Source organism: Tsukamurella tyrosinosolvens (genome assembly GCF_900104775.1).
Classification (GTDB): Bacteria; Actinomycetota; Actinomycetes; order Mycobacteriales; family Mycobacteriaceae; genus Tsukamurella; species Tsukamurella tyrosinosolvens.
Genome location: NZ_FNSA01000001.1, coordinates 34,676 through 57,105, shown reverse-complemented (window position 1 = coordinate 57,105; position 22,430 = coordinate 34,676). Strand labels below are relative to the sequence as shown.

Here is a 22,430-nt window from a genome sequence, read left to right as displayed (position 1 = left end):
CCCCGGATCCGCATGGTGCGGATCCGGGGCCGGACGCGTCGTGGGTCAGTCCTTGGGGAGCTCCCGGCGGACGATCTTGCCCGTGGGATTGCGGGGCAGCGTCTCGAGGAAGACGACGTCGCGCGGGACCTTGAATCGGGCCAGGTTGCCGCGGACGAACTCCTTGAGGTCCTTCACGAGCGCCTCCTCGTCGGAGGGCGCGCCGCCGTCGATCACGACGAAGGCGCGCAGGCGCTGGCCGAACTCGGGATCGGGCACGCCGATCACGGCCGCCTCCACCACGTCGTCGCGGGTGACCAGGAGGTTCTCCACCTCGAGCGGGTAGACGTTCTCGCCGCCGGAGACGATCATGTCGTCGTCGCGACCGTCGATGTGCAGCAGGCCGTGCTCGTCCCAGTGGCCCATGTCGCCCGACGAGAGGTGGCCGTCGATGATCTGCTTCGTGCGCCCGTCGCTGTAGCCCTCGAAGGGCGCGCCGGCCCGCACGAAGACGCGGCCCCGCTTGCCGACGCCCTCGACCAGCGCGTCGTTCTCGTCGTACAGACGGACCGTCGTGAGGACCGGGGGCTTGCCGACCGTGCCGGGCGCCGTGCGCAGGTCCTTCGGCTGCGCGACGGTCGCGACCGCGACCTCGGTCGAGCCGTAGACGTTGTAGAGCACGTCGCCGAAGACGTCCTGGAACTTCTCGGACAGCTCGGGGGAGACCGCCGATCCGGCGACGACGACCGACTTCAGGCAGCTGGTGTCGTACTTCGCGAGGGTCTCCGCGGGCAGGCTCAGCATGCGGGTGAGCATCGTGGGCACCGCGACCAGCATGTCGGCGCGGTTGTCCGCGATCAGCTTGAGGGTGTTCTCCGGATCGAACCGGCGCATCGTCACGGTGGTGCAGCCGACGGACATGCCCGCCGACCACATCGCGAAGCCGGTCGAGTGGAAGATCGGCGAGGCGATGACGACGGTGCCGCGGCGCTTGAACGGGATACGGTCGACGAGCATCGCGGTCGCGAGCGAGGGCACCTTGCTGCGGGTCGCGCCCTTCGGCAGGCCGGTGGTGCCCGAGGTCAGGATGATGAAGCCGCCCTGCTTCTCGGGCGGGGGGACGCGCTTGGCGTCGCGGCCCAGGATGAGCTGGTCGATGGTCTTCGCGCCCGTGGGCACCTCGTCGGCATCGTCGACCCAGGTCAGGTACTGCGGCATGTCGTCGGGCAGCGCGTCGAGCAGCGAGGTGAACTCGCTGTCGTGGAAGACGGCCTGCACCTTCTCGCGGGCGCAGACCTCGGCGAACTGGGGCTTGGCGAAGCCGGTGTTCATCATGGCCAGGCGCATGCCGGCGCGGGCGGCGGCGCTGATGATGAGCAGCAGGCCGCGGTGATCGCGGGCGAGCACGGCGATCACGTCGCCGGACTTCAGGCCCGACGCCCGCAGCCCACGGGCCAGGGCGTTCGACTGCGCCTCGTACTGCGCGTAGGTGAGCGTGCCGCGCTCATCGACGATCGCGATGCGGTCGGGGTTCTCGGCGGCGCCCTTGATCACCAGCGCGGCCTGCGGGCCGTACTGCCGGTTGTAGCCGAGCGCGCGCAGCGCGACGTCCGGGCGTGCCGGGTCGACGACCCGGCGCTGGAGCATGCGCAGCAGGGCGTGGCCCTGCGGAAGAAGATCGGAGACCAGGCTCGTTCCCATGACGACGATGATAGAGGCATACCGGGCGCTCTGTTGAGGCCCCTTCAATAAGAGGTGTGCGCCACCGGGTTCAGGGCCGGGTGAACCGCTCGTCGCGACCCAGTTTGCGCAGTCGCAGCCACTCGCGGAAGCCCGCCACGTCGCGCTGCTGCACCAGGAAGAACCAGCCGAACCGCGCCCACTCCTGCGGGATCAGCTTCCTCATCCCCGGCTGGGACTGCAGGTAGCCGCGGTTGCGGTAGGTGAAGAAGCGCTTGGTCTCGTTGTCCGGGTACTGGGTGTGCATGCGCCCACCGAGGATGGGTCGGAACTCGTCGGCGCCGTTCGGGTGCAGGTACGCGGTGGTCAGGCACGTGCCGAAGGGCAGCCCGGAGCGGACGAGGCGGCGGTGCACCTCCACCTCGTCGCCGCGGATGAACAGTCGCAGGTCGGGCACGCCGACCGCCGCGACCGTGTCCTTGCGGAACAGCGCGCCGTTGAACAGGGAGGCGATCCCCAGCAGCACGTCGTCCGACGGTGCCGCCGGGTCGACGAGCTCCGAGCGCTTGCGCCGCCAGACGAGGCCGCGACGCAGCGGGAACGCGAGGGTCTCGGGATCGTCGATGGTCGAGACCACGGGGGAGACCTCGGCGAGGCCGTGCCGCTCGGCGCACTCCAACAGAGTGCCGAGCACCTGCGGGCCCTCGGGCCGGCCGTCGTCGTCGGCGAGCCAGACCCAGTCCGCGCCGAGAGCCAGCGCGTGCAGCATGCCGAGGGCGAAACCACCGGCGCCGCCCAGGTTGAACTGCGAGGGAAGGTAGGTGGTGGCGACGGGCTGCGACGCGACCAGCGCACGCACCTCGTCCTGGGCCGCGTTGTCGACCACGATCAGGTGGTCGACGGGCCGCTCCTGCGAGCTGAGCACCTCGAGGGACTTCGCCAACAGGCCCGCCCGGTCGTGGGTCACGACGACGGCGACGACGGTGCCGGCACCGTCGGACACCCGGTCGGGACCCGCCTGCCCGGCCCCGTCAGTCATCCTCGGCCTCGAGCATGTCGAGCACCTTGCGCACCTGGGCGCCCGCGTCGAGGCCCTCGTAGGCGGTGACGACCTCCTCGATGCCGCCCTCCTGCCGGATCTCGCCGTGGTCGATCCACATGGCCCGGTCGCAGAGCTGGGCGAGGAACTCGTTGGAGTGCGAGGCGAAGACGAGGATGCCGGAGCGTTCCACCAGCGCGGAGAGCCGCTTGCGGGCCTTGCGCATGAACTCGGCGTCGACGGCGCCGATGCCCTCGTCGAGCAGCAGGATCTCGGGGTCGATCGACGTGACCACGCCGAGGGCGATGCGCACGCGCATGCCGGTGGAGTAGGTGCGCAGCGGCATCGACAGGTAGTCGCCGAGCTCGGTGAACTCGGCGATCTCGTCCGCCTTGCGCAGCATCGACTTGCGGGTCTGCCCCAGGAAGAGGCCGCGGATGATGATGTTCTCCATGCCGGAGATCTCGGGGTCCATGCCCACGCCGAGGTCGAAGACGGGGGCCACGCGCCCCTTGACCAGCGCGGAGCCGCGGGTGGGCTCGTAGATCCCGGCGAGCAGGCGCAGCAGCGTCGACTTGCCGGCGCCGTTGTGGCCCACCAGACCCACGCGATCGCCCTCGTTGAGGCTCATGGTGATGTTGCGCAGCGCCTCGACGACGACCACGTTGTCGTCGGCCATCACCTTGCCGCCGGCCGAGCCCATGACCGCGCGCTTGAGCGAGCGGGATTTCGCGTCGAACACCGGGAAGTCGACGCAGGCGTCCTGCGTCCGAATGGAAACGCTCATCTCACACCCAATACGCGACTCGGGAACGGAACTGCTTCATCAGCACGAGGGTCAGCGCCAGGCCGACGATCGTGCACCCGATCACCACGTACCAGTGCTGGGGATCGAAGGGCTTGCCGGTGAGCGGCCCGCGGACGAGCTCCAGGTAGTGGTACAGCGGGTTCAGCTTCACCAGCTGGGCGCGCTCGCTGTTGCCGCCGGGCACCGTGTCCAGGGTCCACACGACGGGGGTGATGTAGAAGAGCAGCTGCGTCAGGGCGGTGAGCAGCGGCGCGATGTCGCGGAACCGGGTGGCGAGGATGCCGAAGAACATCGAGACCCACACACCGGTGATCGCCAGCATGGCGAACGCGGGGATCACGCTGAGCTGCGTCCACGACCACTGCTTCGGCGGGAAGATCGCCAGCACGATCACCACGATGATCATGTTGTGGGCCAGGAAGAGCATGTGCCGCCACACCAGCCGGTAGACGTGCACCGAGAGCGGCGCGGGCAGCTGTTTGATCAGGCCCTCGTTGGCGATGAAGACCTCGGCGCCGTCGATGATCGAGCTCTGGATGAAGGCCCACAGCACGAAGCCGACGGTGAGCTGCGGCAGCAGCGTCTTCACGTCGGCGCCGAGCAGGACCGACCACAGCAGCGCGAGCGCGCTGGCGGTGACGCCGGTGGCGATCGTGATCCAGAACGGGCCGATCACCGACCGGCGGTAGCGCTGCTTGATGTCCTGCCAGCCCAGCTCGAGCCAGAGCTCGCGATGCACGGTGGCGCCGTCGACCAGGTCGCGGATCGCGCGCGAGAAGGTGCGCGAGTCCGAGACGAGGGGCGCCGGTTGGGCGGCGTGGGGGCTATCGACGGGCACGGTAGGCCAGGGTACCCGTCCCGACGGTCCGCCCGGCGCACGTCGAGCGGGGACGCCGCGGGCGCCTCTCGACGGTGCCCGCGTCCGCCGACCGCGCCGTCACAGGTACTGCCCGTGGCCCGTCTGCGACTCCGGGCCCGGGGTCATGGCCGGGGGAAGGGCGCCCTGTCGCATCTGCTCGAGCTGGGCCCGTGCCGCCATCTGCTGGGCGAAGAGGGCGGTCTGGATGCCGTGGAACAGGCCCTCCAGCCAGCCGACGAGCTGCGCCTGGGCGATCCGCAGCTCCGCGTCCGACGGGGTCGAGTCGTCGGTGAAGGGCAGCGCGAGGCGTTCGAGCTCGGCCTGCAGGTCGGGGGAGAGCCCGTCCTCCAGCTCCTTGATCGACGTCCGGTGGATGTCCTTGAGCCGGGCGCGGCTGGCCTCGTCGAGCGGCGCGGCGCGCACCTCCTCGAGGAGCTGCTTGATCATCGTGCCGATGCGCATCACCTTCGCGGGCTGCTCGACCATGCCGTGCAACTCCTCCGCGGCGTTGTCCGGTTCGTCCGCACCTCCGGCCGCGCCGGTGTCCGCTCCTGCAGGAATGATCTCCACCTCGTTGCGATCGCTCATACCACCATTCTGGCAGCTCCCCGCGGGCGGACCACCGTGTAGTCAGGGCGGCGGTGTAACCTGCGTCCCAGTGAACACGTTCTCAGAAGGCCAGGGTGCACCCGGCCGGGCATCGACTGCGGTTGCGGTATCCGCATTCGACGTTGCCCGCGTCCGGGGGCTTTACCCTGCCCTGGGAGATGGGTGGATCCACTTCGATCCCCAGGCCGGTGCGCAGATCCCGGGAGCGGTCTCCTCGGCGGTCGCGAACGCCTTCCGCGGATTCGTGAGCAATCCCTACGGCATCTACGCCGCGGCCGCCCACACCCGCTCGATCGTGCAGGCCGCCCGCGTCGCCGTGGCGGACCTGGTGGGCGGCAAGCCCGAGGGCGTGGTGCTCGGGCCCAGCCGGGAGCAGTTGCTCAACTCACTCGCGGAATCGCTGAGCGCGCGCCTCGGGCTCGGCTCGGAGATCGTGCTGTGCCGCCTGGACGACGACGCGAACCAGTCGCCCTGGCTCCGCGTCGCGGACCGTGGCGGCGGGCGGGTGCGCTGGGTCGAGGCCGACATCGAGACCGGCGAGGTCCCGGCATGGCAGTTCGAGGAGCTCGCCGGGCCCAGCACCTCGGTGATCGCGGTCCCGTACGCCTCGTCGACCATCGGCACCGTCATCGACGTGGCCGCGGCCGCGCAGGCGGCGCACCGGGTGGGCGCGCTGCTCGTGGTGGACGCGACGAGCGCCGCGCCGTACGAGCTGCTCGACATCGAACGGCTCGGCGCCGACGTGCTGCTCGTCAGCGCGAACCGCTGGGGCGGCCCGCAGGTGGCCGCGATGGCCTTCCGTGATCCGTCGCTGTTCGGCCGGCTGCGCGCCGTGAACCCCGACCGCACCCTCACCGGCCCGGAGCGGTTCGAGCTGGGCGAGCACCAGTACGCCATGCTCGCGGGGCTCATCGCCTCGATCGATCACCTCGCGGGCCTCGACGAGTCCTCCGTCGGTACCCGGCGCGATCGGCTGGAGCACTCGATGTTCGGCCTGCGCCAGTACCAGCAGCGGCTCCTGTTCTACTTGCTCAACTCCCTGGCCTCCGCGCCGCAGGTGGCGATCATCGGCCGCGCCGAGCGCCGGGTGCCCACCGTCTCCTTCACGATGCCGGGCGTGCCGGCGGCCAAGGCCGCCAAGCGCCTCGCGGACAACGGCGTGTGCGCCCTGTCGAACGTGCCCAGCCGGTACTTCGCCGGCCTGGGCGTGCCCGAGTACGGGGGTGCCGTCACCGTCGGCCTCGCGCCCTATTCGACCCCGTACGACGTGGATCAGCTGGTCCGCGCCCTCGCCTCCCTGGGTTAGCCGGTGGAACCGGCGGCGCTGGCCGCTGCCTTCGGCGCGGGGATCCTCGCGGGCCTCGGGGTGGTCCTCCCGCTCGGTGCCGTCGGTGTGATGCTGCTCCACGAGGGCGCGTCCCGAGGCTGGCGGCGCGCCGTCCCCGCCGCCGCGGGTGTCGGTACCGCCGACTTGATCTTCGCCGTGCTCGCGCTCGCCGCCGGCTCGGTCCTGGCGCCGCTGGTCGCGCAGTGGGGGCGGTGGCCCGCCGCCGTCGGCGGCGTCCTCCTGCTCGTGGTCGCTGCGCTCATGGTGCGCACGGCCTTCCGGCCCGTCGCCGAGGAGTCCGACGGTGCCGAACCCGCCGGCGCGGGTTCCGGGTGGGCGCGGTACGCGATGTTCTTCGGGCTGACGGCGGTCAATCCCTTCCCGCTCGTGTACTTCGGCGCCATCGCCGTCGGCCTGGGGGAGGGGCTGCACCGGCCGCCGGTGGCGACGGCGTTCGCGATCGGCGTCGGGATCGCTTCGCTCGGCTGGAATCTGGTGCTCATCGGCCTGGGCGCGGTGCTGCGGGCGCGGTCGACCGCGCGGATGCGGCGGATCGCCACGGCCGTGGGCGGGGCGATCGTCGCGGTGTGCGCGGTGGTGATCCTGGTGGCCGCGTTCGTGTAGATCCGGTCAGCCGCCGATCGCCGCGCGGTACTCCTCGGACTCGAAGAACGGAGTGAGGCGGCGGCGCAGCAGGTCCTCGATGACGCCGCGCTCGTCGAGCGTCGCGATGACGGGCGGGCCGAAGCGCAGCGCCTCCTCGATCATGTCCTCGCGGCCCACGCCCAGCTCGGCGAGCAGCTCGTACAGCGACGTGTCGCCGTACTTGTCGAAGACGTGGTCGATGCCCTCGTCGAGGAGCGCGCGGAAGTAGTCGGTGTCGCGGAAGGTGCGCCAGAACTCGAAGATCAGCACCACCACGTCCTCGACGTCGCCGTCCGTGAGCACCCCGCGGTACTCGGCGACGGCGCTCTCGCGGTGCTGGCGCCAGAAGTCGCGGACGGCCTCGGCGAGGGTCTCGTCGCCCTCGGCGGCGACCCGGCGCAGGGCGAAACGCACGCCGTGCCGGGCGGCGGCGTCGGCGCGCTGGCCGAGCGTCGGGAGCGCCGGCCGGAGGGCGCGGGCCGCGGCGCCGGCGACGGTGCGGGTCACCGCGTTCCGGGCGAGGACGCGGTTCGCGTCGTAGGCCGCGGAGGACGCCGCGGCGTGCAGGACCGAGGCCACCGCGTCCTCGGTGACGGGGCTCTCCGAGAGGGCCTGCAGGACCCGCCCGGTGAGGTCCATCTCCGTGACGGTGCTCAGCAGCTTCTCGAAGCTGCGGCTGTCGATGACCTCGTCGAGGCGGGTGGTGTCGTTGACGGTGTGCCGGTACAGGCGGCCGGCGATCTCCCCGACGAGCTCGGGAATCGCGCCCTCGACCGGTACCTGCACGGTGTACTTCGCGGCGACGGCCTTGATCATGTCGGGCGTCACCGCCTCCGCGAGGGTCAGCTCGGACGCGACGGCGAGCGCATGGTCCACCTCGTCGATGACCAGCGAGTGGTAGGCCGTGTCCCGGAGTTGCTTGCGCGCGAAGGCGATCTGTGCCTCGAGGAGGCGGGAGGCGAGGTCGTCGATCATGGGGTCAGGAGCACCTTTCCGACGGACTCGGGGGAGTTCAGGAGGTCGTGGGCGGCGGCCGCGTCGGCGAGCGGGAGGCGCGCGGAGACGACGGGGCGCACGGCACCGTCGGCGAGGAGGGGCCAGACCTGCGCGCGGACCGCGGCCACCACCTCGGCCTTGCTGTGCGGTCCGGTCGCGGGGCGGCCCCGCAGGTTCGTGGCGCTGACCCGGCCCCGCTTCGCCAGCAGCGCACCGATGTTCAGCGTTCCCTCGACGCCGCCCTGCATGCCGATGATCACGAGCCGGCCGTGCGGGGCGAGGGCATCGATGTTGCGGGGCAGGTACTTCGCGCCCATGATGTCGAGGATCACGTCGGCCCGGTCCCGCAGGATCTCCGCGAAATCCTCGTCGTGGTAGTCGATCACGATGTCGGCACCCAGCTCGCGGCAGCGCTGCGCCTTGTACTCCGAGCCGACGGTGACGGCCACGGTCGCGCCGAGGGCCTTGCCGAGCTGGATGGCGTGGGTGCCGATGCCGCTGCCGCCGCCGTGGATCAGGAGCGTCTCGCCGGCGCGCAGGCCGGCCTCGGTGACGACGTTGGAGTGGACGGTGCAGGCGACCTCGGGGAGCGCCGCCGCGTCGACGAGGGCGACCCCGACGGGGACGGGCAGGCACTGGGTGGCGGGCGCGATCGCGTACTCGGCGTAGCCGCCGCCGGACAGGAGCGCGCCCACCTCGTCGCCCACGGCGAGCCCCTCGACCTCCGGTCCGGCGGCGTCGACGGTGCCCGAGACCTCGAGGCCCAGGATCGGGCTCGCGCCGGGCGGCGGCGGATAGAGCCCGCGGCGCTGCATGAGGTCGGCGCGGTTGACCGCCGTCGCCGCGACCGCGATCCGTACCTCGCCCGGGCCGGGATCGGGAACCGGGAGGTCGATGAGCCGCAGGTCCTGCGTGGTTTCGTCGACGCCGATCGCCCTCATGGTTCATGGGTAGCACACCGGGCGCGGCCGTCGCGCGGGCTGTGGTGTGGGTCCCGGCTTCGCGAGAATGCGGTCGCGGGGGCTTCCGTGTGTTAGAAGTGAATGAACATTCTGTCACTTCGATGAGTGGCGCGACGGCGAGGAGACCGTGATGGACCTGAAGAACAAGACCGCGCTCGTCACGGGCGGCGCCTCCGGCCTGGGCCTGGCGACGGTGACCCGTCTCGTCGCCGGCGGCGCCCGGGTCGTCGCGCTCGACCTGCCGAGTGCCGATACCTCGGCCCTCGCCGCGCTCGGCGACGCTGTGCGCTTCGCCCCCGCGGACGTGACCGACGAGGCGGCGGTGCAGGCGGCCGTCGACCTCGCCAACGACGAGGGCACCCTCGCGATCGTGGTGAACTGCGCCGGCATCGGTAACGCGATCAAGACCACGGGCAAGAAGGGCGCGTTCCCGCTCGACGCCTTCTCGAAGGTGATTTCCGTGAACCTGATCGGCACGTTCAACGTGATCCGGTTGGCCGCCACCGCGATCGCCGAGAACGCGCTCGACGGCGAGGAGCGCGGCGTCATCGTCAACACCGCGTCCGTCGCGGCCTTCGACGGCCAGATCGGCCAGGCCGCGTACTCGGCGTCGAAGGGCGGCGTCGTGGGCATGACGTTGCCGATTGCCCGCGATCTCGCCTCGCTGGCGATCCGCGTCGTCACCATCGCTCCCGGCCTGTTCCTCACGCCGCTGCTCGGCACGCTGCCCGAGGAGGCCCGCGCCTCCCTCGGCGCGCAGGTGCCCCACCCGGCCAGGCTCGGCGATCCGTCGGAGTACGCCGACCTCGTCGTCGCCATCGTCGGCAACCCGATGCTCAACGGCGAGACCATCCGCCTCGACGGCGCCATCCGCATGGCCCCGCGCTGAACCCCCTAGTCATCTGAGATCGAAGGAAACACTGCCATGACCGACGCCGTCATCGTCGACATCGTCCGCACCCCGTCCGGCAAGGGCAAGCCCGGCGGCGCCCTGCACCCCGTGCACCCCGTCGATCTGTTCGCGGGCGTCATCTCCGCCCTCATCGAGCGCAACGACCTCGATCCCGCCCTCGTCGAGGATGTGATCGGCGGGTGCGTGCAGCAGGTGGGGGATCAGGCGCTCAACATCGCGCGGGTCGCCGCGCTCACCGCCGGGCTCCCGATCGAGGTGCCCGGCACCACGATCGACCGCCAGTGTGGATCCTCGCAGCAGGCAGCGCATTTCGCGGCGCAGGGCGTGATCGCCGGCGCGTACGACGTGGTGATCGCCGGCGGCGTCGAGTCCATGAGCCGCGTGCCCATGGGCACCAGCCCCACCGGGGGTGCGCCCTTCGCGCCGCTGGCCGCCCGCTTCCCGAGCCTGCCGCACCAGGGCATCGGCGCCGAGTTGCTCGCCGCGCGAGGCAAGTTCGACCGCGAGGCCCTCGACGCGTTCGCCGCCGAATCGCACCGTCGGGCCGCGGCGACACAGGCCGCCGGCGGCTTCGACCGGGAGATCGTGCCCGTCGCGCTGCCGGACGGTGGAGTGCATGCCGTCGACGAGACCGTGCGCGGCTCGACGACCGCGGAGGGGCTGGGCGGTCTCAAGCCCGCGTTCGCCGATCCCCGCTTCGCGGAGCGGTACCCCGAGATCGACTGGTCGATCACGCCGGGCAACTCGTCGCCGCTCACCGACGGTGCCTCCGCCGCGCTGATCATGAGCGCCGAGAAGGCCGAGGCCCTGGGCCTGACCCCGCGGGCGCGGTTCCACGCCTTCTCGGTGGTCGGCTCCGATCCCGAGGTGATGCTCAGCGGCCCGATCCCCGCGACGCACAAGGTGCTCGCCCGCGCCGGCCTGCGCGCCGACGACATCGACGCCTTCGAGGTCAACGAGGCCTTCGCCTCGGTGCCCATGGCCTGGGCCGCCGAGTTCGACGTCGACCCCGCCCGCCTGAACCCGCGCGGCGGCGCCATCGCGCTGGGCCACCCGCTCGGTGCGTCGGGCACCCGCCTGTTGGCGACGCTGGTCAACCACCTCGAGCAGACCGGCGGCCGCTACGGCCTGCAGACGATGTGCGAGGGCAACGGCATGGCGAACGGCACCGTCATCGAGCGTCTCTGAGCGGTGAGCCCCTGGTGGGTCCGGTATCGTACGGCGCTAGGGAAGCGTGGCAGAGCGGCCGAATGCACTCGCCTTGAAAGCGAGCGTGGGTGAAACCACCGGGGGTTCAAATCCCTCCGCTTCCGCACAGTTCAGGGAAGGTTTCTCGCTAACTGAGGAACCTTCCCTGACTCGTTGATCCCCACAAATCCCCACAGCAGGAGCGCTGGAGAGGGTCAGGGGTGTGCAAGAGCTGCGGCGGCGCGACCGAGGTCCTTCGGGTCGGTGTGCCCGTAGACGCGGAGAGCCAGCACCCCACCGTCGGCGTGGCCCAGCCAGGTTGCCACGTCCATCAGCGGGACTCCCGCGCTCAAGAGCCGGGATGCGCAGGTGTGCCTCATGTCGTGGAGCCGGTAGCCGTTGATCCCCGCTGCATCCATGGCGGCGTGCCACCAGTCGTCGAGGGTGCGCGGGGACACTGCGGCTCCGTTGTCGACCGTGAGGATCGCCAGGTCCTTGTCCCCTCGCCAGCGCGCCCCGGAGCGCTTCTTGTCCTCTATCTGGACGAGCTGATGTCGACGGAGCGCCTCCGCGGCGGACGGGGGCAGTAGGAGCGTGCGTCGCGCTGCCCCCGTCTTGCCCTTCCTCTTCTCCTCGATCAGGCCGCTGGCAGCGACCCTGGTGCGGACGATGCTGAGGGTCGCGGCCTTCCCGTGAAGCCCGCTGATCGCTGACCACCTAAGCCCCGCAAGTTCAGCACGACGGAGTCCCAGGAGGGCTAGCTCCACGAACACTCCTCGCCGGAGGCGTGACCGCTCGGAGCGCACCGCGTGTCCACTTAGTTCAGAGGTGGTCGTATAGGGCGCGTGAGCCTTGACGAGCGCCGTGATCTGCTCGTCGGTGAGCCGTCGTGACTCATCAATCGCGTCACCGCTGCCGGTAGTTTCGTCAGTCGGCTCCGTTTCCTTGAGTGGCTTCACGAGCGCGACGACATTGCGCGGGAGGACGCCCTGTGCCACAAGGTCTTCCCAGCACGACGACCATTTTGACCTTGTCACGTTTGTGTACCTGGCGGAGCGGTCCTGGACGCCGTCGATCCTGCCTCCGACCAAGGCGTCGAGGAGCTGCTCGACGTGGTGTTTGGTGATTGCCTGGGCGCGAAGCTTGCCGTACTGCTTGACCACCGGCGCGAGTGCAGCCTCCCTGGCGGCGCGCGTGTTTCGCTCACCCCGTTGGCCCTTGAGCCATTGTTCGATAGCTTCGGCGACGGTCAAGGGGCTCTTGCCGACGAAGGTTCCCTCCGCCACCTTGGTTTCGAGGGAGGCCTTCCATTTCTTGGCCTCGTCGAGCGTGGCGAAGGTCTGCTCGGGTTGCCCCGCGCCGGTGTGGCGGGCGTTCGCGCGGGCTCGGTACCCGAATCCACGTTTGAATCTAGGACTTTCAACTTTCTCGATCCCCGGGTAGTCAGTCGGTTCCCCACGCTTCCGTGCCATGCGTGAAACGTAGCGAAACCGAGCGAAACAGAGCGAACAGGTTCGGTTTCGCACTGGTGTGACGTACTTCACACTTACTGATTCTGGGGTCGTGGAGGATCAGATCCGGTGACGAACGCCCAGGTGGCGATGGTGCACATTTTCGGAGTTGTGGTGTAGTAATCGCAGGTCAGGACGGGTGCGATGGTTGCACGGCCACGTTGGTTGCGATCTGCTTGAGGTGTCAAGCACATCGAACTCGGAGGCATCATGACCGACCTCGCCGCCATCGTCGCCAAGGCCGTCGCGGACGCGCTCGACGGTGTCCGACACCCCGACGACATCCTCACCGAACAGGAGACGGCCGACGCCTTGCGCATCAACGTCCTGACCCTTCGGGAACTCCGAAAGCGGGGGGAAGCGCCGAGCCCGCGACAGGTGGGGCGCTCGTTCCTCTACCGCCGCGGCGATGTCGACGCCTGGTTCGATTCCCACGCCGTCGCCAGCTAGACCCCGGAAACACCGAAGGCTCCTGCCTAGGAACAGGAGCCTTCGGTCGAACGCAACTCGATCTGCCTACCGTCAAGAAGGGGACCGACAGTGTCCAGTGTAAACGACCGTCCGGACGCTGACCAGCGTCGACGTGAGGTTGCGGAGCGCCGACGGCGTGACGCCGCCGAAACCTTGGGGACGATGACCGAATCCGAGGCGTTGGACGTCAAGAGGCGTCGCGACGATGTGGAGAAGGCCCGCAAGCGAGCCGTGCTTGATCGCGGGCACTCCGTCGAAGCTGTGATCACGGCGAATGAGATCGCGCGGATCCGGACCGAGCTGGCGGCAGAGATGGACGAGGCTCGGGCGGATGACGCCGCCGAAGCCGAGGCCGCTCGGTACGTCGCCATGTTCGGTGAGGTCTTCGACGGACCGCCCGTGCCTTTCCGGCGCCCGAACCCCATTCCCGAGTTCCCGGTGGACGCGATGCCACAGGTGGTGGCGGAGATGGTCTCGGCGGTCGCCGAAGATACCCAGACCGATCCGGCCATGGCCGGATCGGTCGCGCTCGGTGTGCTCGCTGCCGTCGCCGCCGGGTTCGCGGACATCGAGATCCGCCGAGGTTGGCGGGAGCCGATGACGCTCTTCACGATCCCCGTCGCCGGTCCGGGCGAGCGGAAGAGTGCGGTGCTGTCGGCATTCAGCTCGCCGCTGCGCGCGGCCGAGCGGGACCTGAACCAGGCTCGGGACGGTGACCGCGTGCGGGCCGAGACGGAGAGGGGGATCGCGGAGGCGGCAGCATCGAAGGCCGCGACCATCGCGGCCCAGGACCGCACGAACACAGTCGCGCTGACCGAGGCCGAGGCCGAGGCTGCGGCGACGGCGGCAGCGGCTATCGAGGTTCCCGCGGCTCTCCGGCTCGTCGCGGATGACACGACGCCGGAAGCGGCCGCGTCGCTCATGGTTGAGCAGGGAGGCCGCCTCGCGATCCTCAGCGCGGAAGGGGGGTTCTTCGATACCCTCTCCGGTCGCTACTCGCGAGGCGTCCCGAACATCGACTTCGCCCTCAAAGGCCATGCCGGAGACTCGCTTCGGGTCGACCGCCGTGGAAGGTCCGAGTCCATCGAGCGCGCCTACCTCTCGATGCTGCTCATGGTCCAGCCGGATGTCATTGACTCGCTCTCGGCGAACCGCGCCTTCCGGGGGCGAGGGCTGATCGCGCGGATGCTGTTCGCGCTTCCCGTGTCCCGGGTCGGTCGGCGGGACATCGACTCCGCCCCTGTTCCGGAGTTTGTGCAGGCTCGATACGTCCGTCGTATCAAGGACCTCGTGTGCGCCTTTGTAACCCGCGATGGATCCGCGGGTCCGCTCGTGCTCACGCTCGACGATGCCGCGGCGGCGGCGTTCCGCGCGGTGCGAGTAGAGGTTGAATCCTCTCTCGGGCAGGGGGATCTCGATTCCATCCAGGACTGGGGCTCCAAGTACCCGGGTGCGGTCGCGCGGATCGCTGGCCTCCTTCACCTCGTGGAACACGGCCCGGCTGGTCAGCATCTGCCCGTCGGAGTCGAGGCGATGACCAGCGCGATCATGATCGGGGAGTATTTCCGGGCCTGCGCGGGAGAGGTCCTCGGGGGTATGGGGCAGGATCCGTCGCGCGCCGATGCGGAGTACTTGCTCGATGTCGCTGAGCGGCTGTACTCCGAAGGCTCGCACCCCTTCAAGCGTCGGGAGCTCCAGCGAGGGGCGAAGTCGCGGTTGAAGACCGCCGCGGAACTCGACGCCGCGATCACGCTTCTCGTGGATCACGGGTTCATTGCGGCGGTCGGTGGTGGTGAGCGGACCGCGGGGCGCTCGTCGTCCCCCGAGTATGCGCTGAACCCACGCCGTCCCCGGGGACAGAAGGGACAGAAGGGACAGAAGTCCGAGGTGGCCGCTTGACCTGCACTTATGTGCTGGCCGACCCCGGGGACACAAGCGGGACAGAAGTGGGACAGAAGTTCCCGACGGCCCAACCAAGGAGGTATTGCAGATGACCAGCTATTGGCAGACGCTCGGAAGGTTCTGCCCGAAGTGCTCGCCGCGGGGCAGGCGGGCGAGGGCACGCAAGGAGCTACCGGTCCGAGCGGAGGTGCTCGCCGACAACACTGAGGTTTTCGACTACCGATGCACTCGATGCGGCCACGCCTGGACGGACTGGGGTCGTTGCCCGTGACCGGTGGCACCCTTAGTCCGCCGCGCCGAGGACGGGTAGTCCTGGGGAGGTGACACTATCGGTCCTGCGAGACCAGGCTGGTGTCCATGGAGACGGTGTGGCCGAGCCTGTTGAGGCTCAGTCCGCCTGACAGGGGAGCTTGAGACAGCCCCTGACCTCGACTTGCGAGGCGTCGCGTGTTGCCTAGGCCAAGAAACAATGAAAAATGCTGACCGACAACGGATTTCGGTTGCACAAACTTCCCGTCGATGCTATCCTGAACCTTGAGTTCAGGTCGGGATCGCCTTAAGGAGCGTTGGAAATGAAACTGGATGACATGACGATCGGTTGTGATGTCGACGTGAACGTTGTCACCGTCGGGTTCGTGATGATGTCGATCGAATACGGGGCATCGCGGACCACGACGGGAGCGCCCGGGATGCCCAACGAAGCGGCGCAGGCGTTCGTCGACCGTCTCATGAACCGTGGCGATGGGATCACCGGTCCGGTGAGTCTGGGAATGGGTGAAGTCGTGATCGCGAGCGACCTCGACGCGATTCGTATCGCCGAAGCGCTGCAGGCGTCGAGCGAAATCGACGTGCCGGTTGCGTATTGGTGACACATCCATCGGAAGCCGCCGGTCGGTGACGGCCGTCTACCAGAACTGCCCCTGACCTACAGGTCAGGGGCTGCTCTTGTTCCTGTCGGTCCCCCGGCCGGCGTGTGCATTCCTGTTCCGCCGGTGTAGAGGACGCGAGCCCGCTCGGCCCAACATGTGAAGCATGACCGACGACGAGATCGACGCCGTACTCGCACCCGTCCGTGACCTGCTGGACAAAGTCAGCGCCGAGAGGGACCGACAGGCCGCGGTGTATCTGGCGTGGCAGCTGGAGGAGCTGGGTGCGACCGCGAACCAGGTGCGCGACGAGCCGCGGTGATCAACGGGCCCGCCAGACCAACTTCGTGTCCACTGCGGCGGTGTGTCCACAGTCGCGGCAGTACAGGGTCCGCATCCTCTGGAGGTTGTCGAAGCCGAGGAGCATATGGTTCGGCCGGTAGGGCGCGTCGCAGCCCTCGCAGCGCGGCGGGAGCTTCTCGACCCATGGCATGGGCAGACAGTACGGAGGGGGACCGACATGGAGGCGGGCATTCCGTGCGAGATCGGACAGCGCCCCATAAGGTCGCAGCATGGGCGAAGAGGACAAGTTGTCGGTGCAGATCGATCGGGTCAGGTACGCGGCGAAACAGTTGGACGCCGCGGCAGAGAAGCTTGATATCGACCGAAAGATCAAGTGGAACTGGCTGGTCTTCGTGGTCGGTGGGGGTGCCGTCGCGATTGCGATCACGGCGACGATCGCGCTCATCTGTATTGGTGAAGGGCGAGCAGGCGCTCAGATTTCACTCGCGACCATCGCGGTTGTGAGCATCATCAGTGCAGCATTTCTCACATGGAGAGTCGCTCCGGTTGCCGAACTTCTGCTAGGTCACAAGCTGAGTGACGGCAGGAGACGGCAGGACGCCCAATGTGAGCCCGGGGCAGAGTAGATGAGCCCATGGACACCAATCGCAGCCGCGGTTGCGACGATATTCGTTGGCCTGGTAGCGGCCTGGCTGAACTACTCGGTCCGGCTCGACGCGAACTTCAAGCGGGTCGACGAGATGCTGACGGCCTTCCGAACGGGTGACCTTGCCGAGAGTCGGGCAGAGTGCGGGAAGTACTTCTTCCGGGATAAGACCTTCGATGGAACGAAGAAGCAAGTCGAGTACCCAAGGGATCATGTATTCAAGGTGATCTGGCACTTCGCCTCGCTCCAGGCGCTCAGGAAGAGCCTGCTGACTCGACCGAGGTGGGCGCTGCGGCCGGTGCGGAAGTACCTGGACGATGCGAGCCGCCTTGATGTCGACATGTGGCACGAGTACTTCACGCAGCGTCTGCGCCCGGAACAGCGCGAGGAGATGCGTTGGGCTGCGGAGCCGTTCCTAGACCTGAAGGAGGCGCAGGATCGTGACCTCCCGGTGCATCGCGGGTTCTGAGCTGCGCTGGACTTGTGGATCAGGAGGTGTCGACGACCTTCCATCGGATGTCGACGTACGGAGCGGTGTACTGGCCGCCGTAGATGTTCTCGTGTTGAACCTTGATGATCTCGACGGTGGCTAGCCGCCCGTGCTCGTTCATGAGCACCACGGTGTTGCCTTCGCGCGCGATGACGTTGCGTCCGGGTACCAGTTGTCCAGCCAGGTCGTGATCGTCGACGCCATCGGCGCGGAGGATCCCGACCGCCTTGATCTGGTCCTTGTACACGAAGATCGAGTCAGGTCCGTGGGAGGTTGCTTCGAATGCGAACTCGGAGTCTCCAAGACCCCATCGGTACGCGTTGCGTGGCGCGTCGGCGAATGTGAAGCGCACCTCGCCCTCCACTGACGGATTCCGCCACTGGGACGGCGCTGTCTTCAGTGCTTGGCGTTCGAGCCTTGCAGCCCGCTCGCGCAACGTGGACACAGGGGTGGCGCTGTCACGGTTCGCAGGCAGCCCCTCGATCCACCGCCAGAGGTCCTCGATCTGTTCGGAGCCGGGAAAGTTCGCAGGCGCTGCCGGGTCGTAGTTGAAGGAAATCCCCTTCGGCCGGGTGTCAGCGAGCCATGCAGGGAGTCGGTAGTGGAGATTGTCCTTGAATAGCACCGCAACCCAGGTGCCTGGTCGCTCGGCGTAGACCTCTGAGATTGAGTGGTTCTCCTTCCCTACGCCCGAGTCCGGAAGAGTGTCAGCTCGATCAACGTAGTTGTCATCTGCGATGAGCAGCACATGCCGGCACTCGACGACCCGACGCATGAATCCTGTGAGCTGATCACCGTAGTCAAGGTCGGCGTCGATCAGCACGTCGAACCCGAGTGCCTTGAGCTGGCTCGCGAGTAGCCGAACCCACTGACGGTGCTGCTCTGAGGTCCACGCATACGAAATGAACAGATCTGCGCTCATGGCTCTCCTATCGGTTGGTCGGTCCCCGCCGGCGTTCCTATTTCCATTCTGATGGTGTAGTAACCGATATGCTCCGGACATGGGGAGACTGAGGGGAATCACCAGCACGGTAGGGGTCGCGCTACTGCTGACCGGATGCTCGACGACGGTGGCCGGTACGCCTATCGGTCCATCGAGCACTGCTGCCAGGCTGGACACCGGGAACTATCCGACCAAGCCGCGCACGGTCGTGGCCAAGACAGATGCGGACGCGTGGCAGCAGGAGGGGTGGAAAGTCGCGGATGCCGTGGTGAACCCGCGGGAGATCGACCCTGAGATCTCCACGACCGCCACTGGCTCGCTGCCCGTCTTCGACACCGGGTACTTCACCACGAAGAACGGCCAGTGCATCCTGACCAGGCAGAACATCACGGACCTAGGTCCAGGCCAGGTCCTGACGGGCTTCATGGCACGAGCGACTAGCGCCGACAAGCAGAAGGGGCTGACCATCGGCTTGCTGCGCTTCCGGGACGACGCAGCGGCTCGCCGTGCGGTCCAAGTGCTTGAACCGGTGGCAACCGGCAACTGCGGAACCAAGGCTGTTCGCGTCGAGGTCTCGTTTGCAGGGGCGGGCATGGTTGCCGTCGCCGCGGCGTTCACCGAGGGCACCACGAAGCCGGACACAGCGACGCAGACGCGATTAACTGCTGCGGCGATAGAGGCTCAGGTCAAGAACCGAGTTGTGTACGCCCCAGGGCAGCTCGTGCCTGGCGCGTCGCGCCCGAGGGTCGACATGGACATCGACGGGATCGTCTCGCGCACCATCAAGACAGCGGATCCCAGCTACTTCGGCCTGTCTGACGAGACAGGGATGTTCGGCGGCTGGATGACGCCGCATACCTTCGAGCTGAGCATGGGGGCCACCGGAAGGCTCGGCGGTCTACAGCTCGTTGGGCGCACGATCTTAACGAGCGTCCTGCGCTTCAAGGACGAGGCAGCAGCCACGGCGGCGGCCAATTCGGTACTGCTCGGAGGCACCCCTCAATCGGTTCCCGGCGTACCTGACGACAACGCCAGATGTGTTCCGCGAGACGGGTTCATGGCTTGTGTTGCGCAGGTCGGCAGGCACCTCACCCTCGTCAATCAGGCCACAGACGTGCAAGCGCGGCAGGCGATCTCCGCGGCGTATCTGATCCTCAAGGCCGCGGGGGACAAGTAGCCAGGAGGGGACCGACCTGTTCCTGTTCTGATTCGCATGGGGTAGTCAAAGTTATTGGGCAACAACGTAATGTGCTTGTCGCGGTTGGGTCGGGCTGGTACTGTGGGCCCCGAGCGAGGTTAGGGTGGCTATGTCAAGTTGATCTGGCCCCGGTAGGGCGGTTTCATTCGGCCCCACCTGAGTGGGGCCCTGAGCCGCTAGAGTCCGGGGTGTGGATGGGCGGCCGCGGGTGCGCAGTGTGGTTGCGCCGACTGGTTGGGATCGCGAGTCGGTGCGTGCGTATGCCGAGTTCGTGATCGCGCGTGATGATCAGCTCGGTGATCAGGTATCGGTCCGGGTGAAGATTAAAGACGGGGAGCCACTGCCGAACCTGACGACCCGGTGGACCGTGGTTTATGTCACTCACCAGAACCGGGCCTTGCGCCGGCATCTGTCGGTAGTCAAGGACGAACGCCGCGCTTAGCCCGCGGTAGCTGCTGCTTCGGTGTGAGCCAGGCGGTAGCTGTGAGTGCCGGTTTCGATGATGGTGCCGCGGTAGGTGAGCCGGTCGACGATCGCGGCGCAGAGTCGTGGGTCGGTGAAGGTGTCTGTCCAGCCGGAGAAGGACTGGTTGGAAGCGATCGCGACGCTGTTCTTCTCTTCGCGTTCGGTGAGGACTTGGAAGAGCAGTTCGGCGCCGCGGCGATCGAGTTCCATGTAGCCGAGCTCGTCGATGATGAGCAGGTCAACGCGGCCGTAGCGGTTGATGGTCTTCGCGAGCTGCTTCTCGTCAGCGGCCTCGACCAGCTCGTTCACTAGTTTGGTGGCGAGGGTGTAGCGGACTCTAAAGCCTTGCTCGGCGGCAGCGGTTCCCAATCCGATCAGCAGATGGGATTTGCCGGTTCCGGAGTCGCCGATGAGGCAGAGCGGCAGTCCGTGGCGGATCCAGTCGCCGGTGGCGAGCTGGTGGATGGTGGCGGGTTCGATGTCGGGGTTGGCGTCGAAGTCGAAGTCCGCCAGCCACTTCTCCCGCGGGAACCCCGCGGCTTTGACGCGGCGAACAGTGGAGCGGCGGTCCCGGTCGTCGACTTCGGCGAGCAGGAGTTCGGCGAGGAACCCCTGGTAGGACAATTGCTGCTTGGCGGCGGCGGTGAGGTGCTGGTCGATCATCGACCGCACTGTCGGCAGGCGTAGGCGCCGGCAGGCCTGGTCAACGGCGGCGAGGGCGGCTTCTTCGGTGAGGCCGCCCCGGCGGCGCAACGACGGGGCCAGCGCATTCGTCTGGTTCTTATTGGCGGTTGCGGTCATAGCCGGGTGGGCCTTTCAATCGGTGGTGGGTCCAGCGACTCAATCGGTGGTGGGTCCAGCGACGCAGGTAGCGCGTCGGAGGCAGTGCGTCGCCGGTGCTGCGGGAGCAGGCGGTCGTAGGCCGTAACGCTGGGCAGCGGTCGCCGGTCGGGTGGCAGGCCGGCGATCACCGCCGCGGGGTCTGCGAGCCGTCGTTGGGTGAGGCTGACAACTCGTTGCTCGCGTCGTTCGGCATGGCGATCGAGATGACGGCCAGCGTTGGCCCCACCTGTCTGGTCGGCAGCGACCGAGGCGTGCGCGAGCAGGCGGGCTTCGGCGCGGCGAGCCTCAACGGCGACGACCTCGGCGCTCACCGCCCCGACCCGCAATGCAGCATCGATGCCGGCGATCACCGCCGCGGCGGGCAGGCTGCGGTGCAGCAGCAGGACGTCGATCAGCTCGCTGGTGCCGTCGGTGTCGCCGTTGACTCGTCGGGCGGCGGCCCAGAACGCATCATGGCTGGCGGTGAACACCCCGGCAGCGCGGGCCTGCGCCAACGCCGTTGATCCCGGCAGGGCACCGGGTTTGAACTTGAGCACCTCGAGGTAGTGGTCGAGGTCGATCTTCGCGGTGCCGCGGCCGGCGACCCGTGGATGCCGCGCGACCAGGGTCCGGCCGTCGTAGACCAGCAGCTGGGAGGCTTGTAGTGAGACGCGGACTCGGCGGCCGATCAGGTGCGCCGGCACCGAATACTTCACCATCCGAACGGTGATCATCGCCGACCGATCGACCCGTGGTGTGAGGATCAGGCCCGGGTCGAAATCCTCCACCGGCAGCGGCGCGAGCGCTGCTCGGTCGTGCTCGTAGTCCTGGCCGATGGTGCGCAGTCGTCCGTCGATCCGGCGGCCCTCGTCGCGGTCCTCCCAGGCTTTGATCTGCTCGTTGAGCTCATCGAGGGACTCGACCTGCGGCATTGGGGTCAGCCGGTTGCGGCGGAACCATCCGACCTCGCCTTCAACGCCGCCCTTCTCGTGCGCCCCGGCGATGCCGGGCTGGCAGTAGAACGGATCGAATCCGTAGTGCGAGTGAAACAACGTCCACCGCGGGTTCTCCTGTCGCCGCCGGTCTCCGCCCTGCAGGACCGCGACCACCGCCGAGGTGAGATTGTCGTAGCGGATATGCCGGGTCGGGACCCCGCCGAGCTCGCGGAACGCCTCGACGTGCCCTTCGAGGAACGCTTCCTGCCCGCCGGTCGGATAGACCCGGTGAATGGCCTTGCCCGAGTGCGAGAGCCGGTAGACGAACATGTGGCACTTGGTCTTCACCCCGCCCAGGATCACCCAGACCTCGCCGAAGTCGACCTCCGCCTCCGCGCCCGGGGCGTGGTCCTGGGCGATGAACACCTCCGTCCGGCGGCCGGCCTCCACCTCGATCTGCGCCCGCCGGACCCGCACGTAGTCCCGCACCGTCGAATACGACAACTCGACCGCATCGTGCTCGATCGCCAGGCGTTCCCGGATCCGCGTCGCGGTGTGCCGCTGCTTACGCGGAGCATCCAGATCCGACCGCAACATCTCATCAATCGCCGCCTTGAACCGGTCCAACCGCGGCGACGACCGCTCCGGCGTCTTCCGCGGCGGCGGCTCCGCCGATGACAACGCCTGCCGCACCGTCCTCCGGTGCACGCCATGCTTGCGAGCCAACGCCCGGATACTCATGCCCTCGACCCGGGCGTCCCGCCGGATCTGCGCGAACAGCTCCACCTTCGATCCCATCATTGGCCACCACCTGCTTCGGCTCGGAAACGATGTTCACGAGCAACCATCAGGTGGGGCCAGATCAAACCGTCG

General features: G+C 68.3%; 23 protein-coding genes and 1 tRNA gene. 13 read left to right on the top strand and 11 right to left on the bottom strand.

Annotation, left to right across the window (positions count from 1 at the left end; genetic code table 11):
* Positions 1-45 precede the first annotated feature (45 nt).
* The 5 genes from BLW32_RS00315 to BLW32_RS00295 all read right to left on the bottom strand — a co-directional run bounded on the left by BLW32_RS00315 (position 46) and on the right by BLW32_RS00295 (position 4,953).
* The gene (locus tag BLW32_RS00315; RefSeq protein ID WP_068740075.1) at positions 46-1,680 is read right to left on the bottom strand and encodes an acyl-CoA synthetase; all 1,635 of its coding nucleotides are present in this window, start codon (positions 1,678-1,680) and stop codon (positions 46-48) included.
* Positions 1,681-1,750: 70 nt separating this feature from the next.
* Positions 1,751-2,698 (bottom strand): galactofuranosyltransferase GlfT1, encoded by a 948-nt coding sequence (gene glfT1 / locus BLW32_RS00310; protein WP_082791213.1) that lies wholly within the window; start codon positions 2,696-2,698, stop codon positions 1,751-1,753.
* Positions 2,691-3,485 (bottom strand): galactan export ABC transporter ATP-binding subunit Wzt/RfbE, encoded by a 795-nt coding sequence (wzt, locus tag BLW32_RS00305; RefSeq protein WP_068526091.1) that lies wholly within the window; start codon positions 3,483-3,485, stop codon positions 2,691-2,693. Before wzt ends, glfT1 begins: the two co-directional genes overlap by 8 nt.
* 1 nt (position 3,486) lies before the next feature.
* The gene (gene wzm / locus BLW32_RS00300; protein ID WP_068526090.1) at positions 3,487-4,344 is read right to left on the bottom strand and encodes a galactan export ABC transporter permease subunit Wzm/RfbD; all 858 of its coding nucleotides are present in this window, start codon (positions 4,342-4,344) and stop codon (positions 3,487-3,489) included.
* A 99-nt stretch (positions 4,345-4,443) separates the two neighbouring features.
* A complete protein-coding gene (locus BLW32_RS00295; RefSeq protein WP_068526089.1) occupies positions 4,444-4,953 on the bottom strand; it encodes a bacterial proteasome activator family protein in 510 nt (169 codons plus the stop codon).
* Between the two features lie 70 nt (positions 4,954-5,023).
* Here BLW32_RS00295 and BLW32_RS00290 point away from each other — a divergent pair, with 70 nt between their 5' ends.
* Together BLW32_RS00290 and BLW32_RS00285 are read left to right on the top strand one after the other, a co-directional pair.
* A complete protein-coding gene (locus BLW32_RS00290; protein WP_074850274.1) occupies positions 5,024-6,280 on the top strand; it encodes a cysteine desulfurase-like protein in 1,257 nt (418 codons plus the stop codon).
* 3 nt (positions 6,281-6,283) lie between these two features.
* Complete coding sequence (locus BLW32_RS00285) at positions 6,284-6,925, top strand: LysE family translocator (RefSeq protein WP_068740073.1); 642 nt, start codon at positions 6,284-6,286, stop codon at positions 6,923-6,925.
* 6 nt (positions 6,926-6,931) lie between these two features.
* Here the strand turns inward: BLW32_RS00285 and BLW32_RS00280 are convergent, their stop codons facing one another.
* Together BLW32_RS00280 and BLW32_RS00275 are read right to left on the bottom strand one after the other, a co-directional pair.
* Positions 6,932-7,921 carry a hypothetical protein gene (locus tag BLW32_RS00280; protein ID WP_068740071.1) on the bottom strand — a complete coding sequence of 330 codons (990 nt, stop codon included), beginning with the start codon at positions 7,919-7,921 and terminating at the stop codon, positions 6,932-6,934.
* Positions 7,918-8,883 carry an NAD(P)H-quinone oxidoreductase gene (locus BLW32_RS00275; protein WP_068740069.1) on the bottom strand — a complete coding sequence of 322 codons (966 nt, stop codon included), beginning with the start codon at positions 8,881-8,883 and terminating at the stop codon, positions 7,918-7,920. Before BLW32_RS00275 ends, BLW32_RS00280 begins: the two co-directional genes overlap by 4 nt.
* A gap of 151 nt (positions 8,884-9,034) precedes the next feature.
* Here BLW32_RS00275 and BLW32_RS00270 point away from each other — a divergent pair, with 151 nt between their 5' ends.
* The 3 genes from BLW32_RS00270 to BLW32_RS00260 all read left to right on the top strand — a co-directional run bounded on the left by BLW32_RS00270 (position 9,035) and on the right by BLW32_RS00260 (position 11,130).
* A complete protein-coding gene (locus BLW32_RS00270) occupies positions 9,035-9,793 on the top strand; it encodes a 3-hydroxyacyl-CoA dehydrogenase (RefSeq protein ID WP_068740067.1) in 759 nt (252 codons plus the stop codon).
* A 36-nt stretch (positions 9,794-9,829) separates the two neighbouring features.
* On the top strand, positions 9,830-11,005 hold the full coding sequence (locus BLW32_RS00265; protein ID WP_068740065.1) for a thiolase family protein: 1,176 nt from the start codon (positions 9,830-9,832) through the stop codon (positions 11,003-11,005).
* 40 nt (positions 11,006-11,045) lie between these two features.
* Positions 11,046-11,130 (top strand) — tRNA-Ser (locus tag BLW32_RS00260).
* 90 nt (positions 11,131-11,220) lie between these two features.
* On the opposite strand, the gene BLW32_RS00255 is transcribed toward BLW32_RS00260, so the two are convergent.
* Complete coding sequence (locus tag BLW32_RS00255) at positions 11,221-12,477, bottom strand: tyrosine-type recombinase/integrase (RefSeq protein ID WP_082791211.1); 1,257 nt, start codon at positions 12,475-12,477, stop codon at positions 11,221-11,223.
* Positions 12,478-12,726: 249 nt separating this feature from the next.
* Between BLW32_RS00255 and BLW32_RS00250 the strand changes: the two genes are divergently transcribed.
* From BLW32_RS00250 to BLW32_RS00230, 6 genes are all read left to right on the top strand, one after another.
* A complete protein-coding gene (locus tag BLW32_RS00250) occupies positions 12,727-12,966 on the top strand; it encodes a helix-turn-helix transcriptional regulator (protein WP_068740062.1) in 240 nt (79 codons plus the stop codon).
* A gap of 183 nt (positions 12,967-13,149) precedes the next feature.
* Positions 13,150-14,886, top strand: coding sequence for a YfjI family protein (locus BLW32_RS00245; RefSeq protein ID WP_068740058.1), 1,737 nt, complete (start codon positions 13,150-13,152; stop codon positions 14,884-14,886).
* 575 nt (positions 14,887-15,461) lie between these two features.
* Entirely contained in the window at positions 15,462-15,758 is a 297-nt protein-coding gene (locus BLW32_RS00240) for a hypothetical protein (protein ID WP_068740057.1), read from the top strand.
* Between the two features lie 163 nt (positions 15,759-15,921).
* Positions 15,922-16,077: a hypothetical protein gene (locus BLW32_RS27325; RefSeq protein ID WP_156486371.1), complete on the top strand. Its 156-nt coding sequence runs from the start codon at positions 15,922-15,924 to the stop codon at positions 16,075-16,077.
* Positions 16,078-16,327: 250 nt separating this feature from the next.
* Positions 16,328-16,684, top strand: coding sequence for a hypothetical protein (locus BLW32_RS00235; RefSeq protein WP_068740055.1), 357 nt, complete (start codon positions 16,328-16,330; stop codon positions 16,682-16,684).
* Complete coding sequence (locus BLW32_RS00230) at positions 16,685-17,173, top strand: hypothetical protein (protein WP_068740053.1); 489 nt, start codon at positions 16,685-16,687, stop codon at positions 17,171-17,173. It abuts the gene before it with no gap.
* 19 nt (positions 17,174-17,192) lie between these two features.
* Here BLW32_RS00230 and BLW32_RS00225 read toward each other — a convergent pair whose 3' ends face one another.
* The gene (locus BLW32_RS00225; RefSeq protein ID WP_074850272.1) at positions 17,193-18,116 is read right to left on the bottom strand and encodes a toll/interleukin-1 receptor domain-containing protein; all 924 of its coding nucleotides are present in this window, start codon (positions 18,114-18,116) and stop codon (positions 17,193-17,195) included.
* A gap of 79 nt (positions 18,117-18,195) precedes the next feature.
* Here BLW32_RS00225 and BLW32_RS00220 point away from each other — a divergent pair, with 79 nt between their 5' ends.
* Together BLW32_RS00220 and BLW32_RS26875 are read left to right on the top strand one after the other, a co-directional pair.
* Complete coding sequence (locus tag BLW32_RS00220) at positions 18,196-19,314, top strand: DUF7373 family lipoprotein (protein ID WP_068740047.1); 1,119 nt, start codon at positions 18,196-18,198, stop codon at positions 19,312-19,314.
* A gap of 211 nt (positions 19,315-19,525) precedes the next feature.
* Positions 19,526-19,777 (top strand): hypothetical protein, encoded by a 252-nt coding sequence (locus BLW32_RS26875; protein ID WP_133298647.1) that lies wholly within the window; start codon positions 19,526-19,528, stop codon positions 19,775-19,777.
* Here the strand turns inward: BLW32_RS26875 and istB are convergent.
* Both istB and istA read right to left on the bottom strand, forming a co-directional pair.
* The gene (istB, locus tag BLW32_RS00215) at positions 19,774-20,601 is read right to left on the bottom strand and encodes an IS21-like element helper ATPase IstB (protein ID WP_068526535.1); all 828 of its coding nucleotides are present in this window, start codon (positions 20,599-20,601) and stop codon (positions 19,774-19,776) included. The genes BLW32_RS26875 and istB overlap by 4 nt on opposite strands.
* Positions 20,598-22,355 carry an IS21 family transposase gene (gene istA, locus BLW32_RS00210; protein ID WP_231703188.1) on the bottom strand — a complete coding sequence of 586 codons (1,758 nt, stop codon included), beginning with the start codon at positions 22,353-22,355 and terminating at the stop codon, positions 20,598-20,600. The genes istB and istA overlap by 4 nt, the downstream gene beginning before the upstream one ends.
* Positions 22,356-22,430 lie beyond the last annotated feature (75 nt).

Excerpts from the sequence above, each read along its gene's own strand:
- BLW32_RS00235 (WP_068740055.1), top strand. The coding sequence starts at position 16,328 with ATGGGCGAAGAGGACAAGTTGTCGGTGCAGATCGATCGGGTCAGGTAC.
- BLW32_RS00275 (WP_068740069.1), bottom strand. The coding sequence starts at position 8,883 with ATGAGGGCGATCGGCGTCGACGAAACCACGCAGGACCTGCGGCTCATC.
- BLW32_RS27325 (WP_156486371.1), top strand. The coding sequence starts at position 15,922 with ATGACCGACGACGAGATCGACGCCGTACTCGCACCCGTCCGTGACCTG.
- istB (WP_068526535.1), bottom strand. The coding sequence starts at position 20,601 with ATGACCGCAACCGCCAATAAGAACCAGACGAATGCGCTGGCCCCGTCG.
- BLW32_RS00280 (WP_068740071.1), bottom strand. The coding sequence starts at position 7,921 with ATGATCGACGACCTCGCCTCCCGCCTCCTCGAGGCACAGATCGCCTTC.
- BLW32_RS00225 (WP_074850272.1), bottom strand. The coding sequence starts at position 18,116 with ATGAGCGCAGATCTGTTCATTTCGTATGCGTGGACCTCAGAGCAGCAC.
- BLW32_RS00255 (WP_082791211.1), bottom strand. The coding sequence starts at position 12,477 with ATGGCACGGAAGCGTGGGGAACCGACTGACTACCCGGGGATCGAGAAA.
- BLW32_RS00250 (WP_068740062.1), top strand. The coding sequence starts at position 12,727 with ATGACCGACCTCGCCGCCATCGTCGCCAAGGCCGTCGCGGACGCGCTC.
- BLW32_RS00265 (WP_068740065.1), top strand. The coding sequence starts at position 9,830 with ATGACCGACGCCGTCATCGTCGACATCGTCCGCACCCCGTCCGGCAAG.
- BLW32_RS00245 (WP_068740058.1), top strand. The coding sequence starts at position 13,150 with ATGACCGAATCCGAGGCGTTGGACGTCAAGAGGCGTCGCGACGATGTG.
- BLW32_RS00295 (WP_068526089.1), bottom strand. The coding sequence starts at position 4,953 with ATGAGCGATCGCAACGAGGTGGAGATCATTCCTGCAGGAGCGGACACC.
- BLW32_RS00230 (WP_068740053.1), top strand. The coding sequence starts at position 16,685 with ATGAGCCCATGGACACCAATCGCAGCCGCGGTTGCGACGATATTCGTT.
- glfT1 (WP_082791213.1), bottom strand. The coding sequence starts at position 2,698 with ATGACTGACGGGGCCGGGCAGGCGGGTCCCGACCGGGTGTCCGACGGT.
- wzt (WP_068526091.1), bottom strand. The coding sequence starts at position 3,485 with ATGAGCGTTTCCATTCGGACGCAGGACGCCTGCGTCGACTTCCCGGTG.
- BLW32_RS00220 (WP_068740047.1), top strand. The coding sequence starts at position 18,196 with ATGGGGAGACTGAGGGGAATCACCAGCACGGTAGGGGTCGCGCTACTG.
- BLW32_RS00315 (WP_068740075.1), bottom strand. The coding sequence starts at position 1,680 with ATGGGAACGAGCCTGGTCTCCGATCTTCTTCCGCAGGGCCACGCCCTG.
- istA (WP_231703188.1), bottom strand. The coding sequence starts at position 22,355 with ATGGGATCGAAGGTGGAGCTGTTCGCGCAGATCCGGCGGGACGCCCGG.
- BLW32_RS00270 (WP_068740067.1), top strand. The coding sequence starts at position 9,035 with ATGGACCTGAAGAACAAGACCGCGCTCGTCACGGGCGGCGCCTCCGGC.
- BLW32_RS00240 (WP_068740057.1), top strand. The coding sequence starts at position 15,462 with ATGAAACTGGATGACATGACGATCGGTTGTGATGTCGACGTGAACGTT.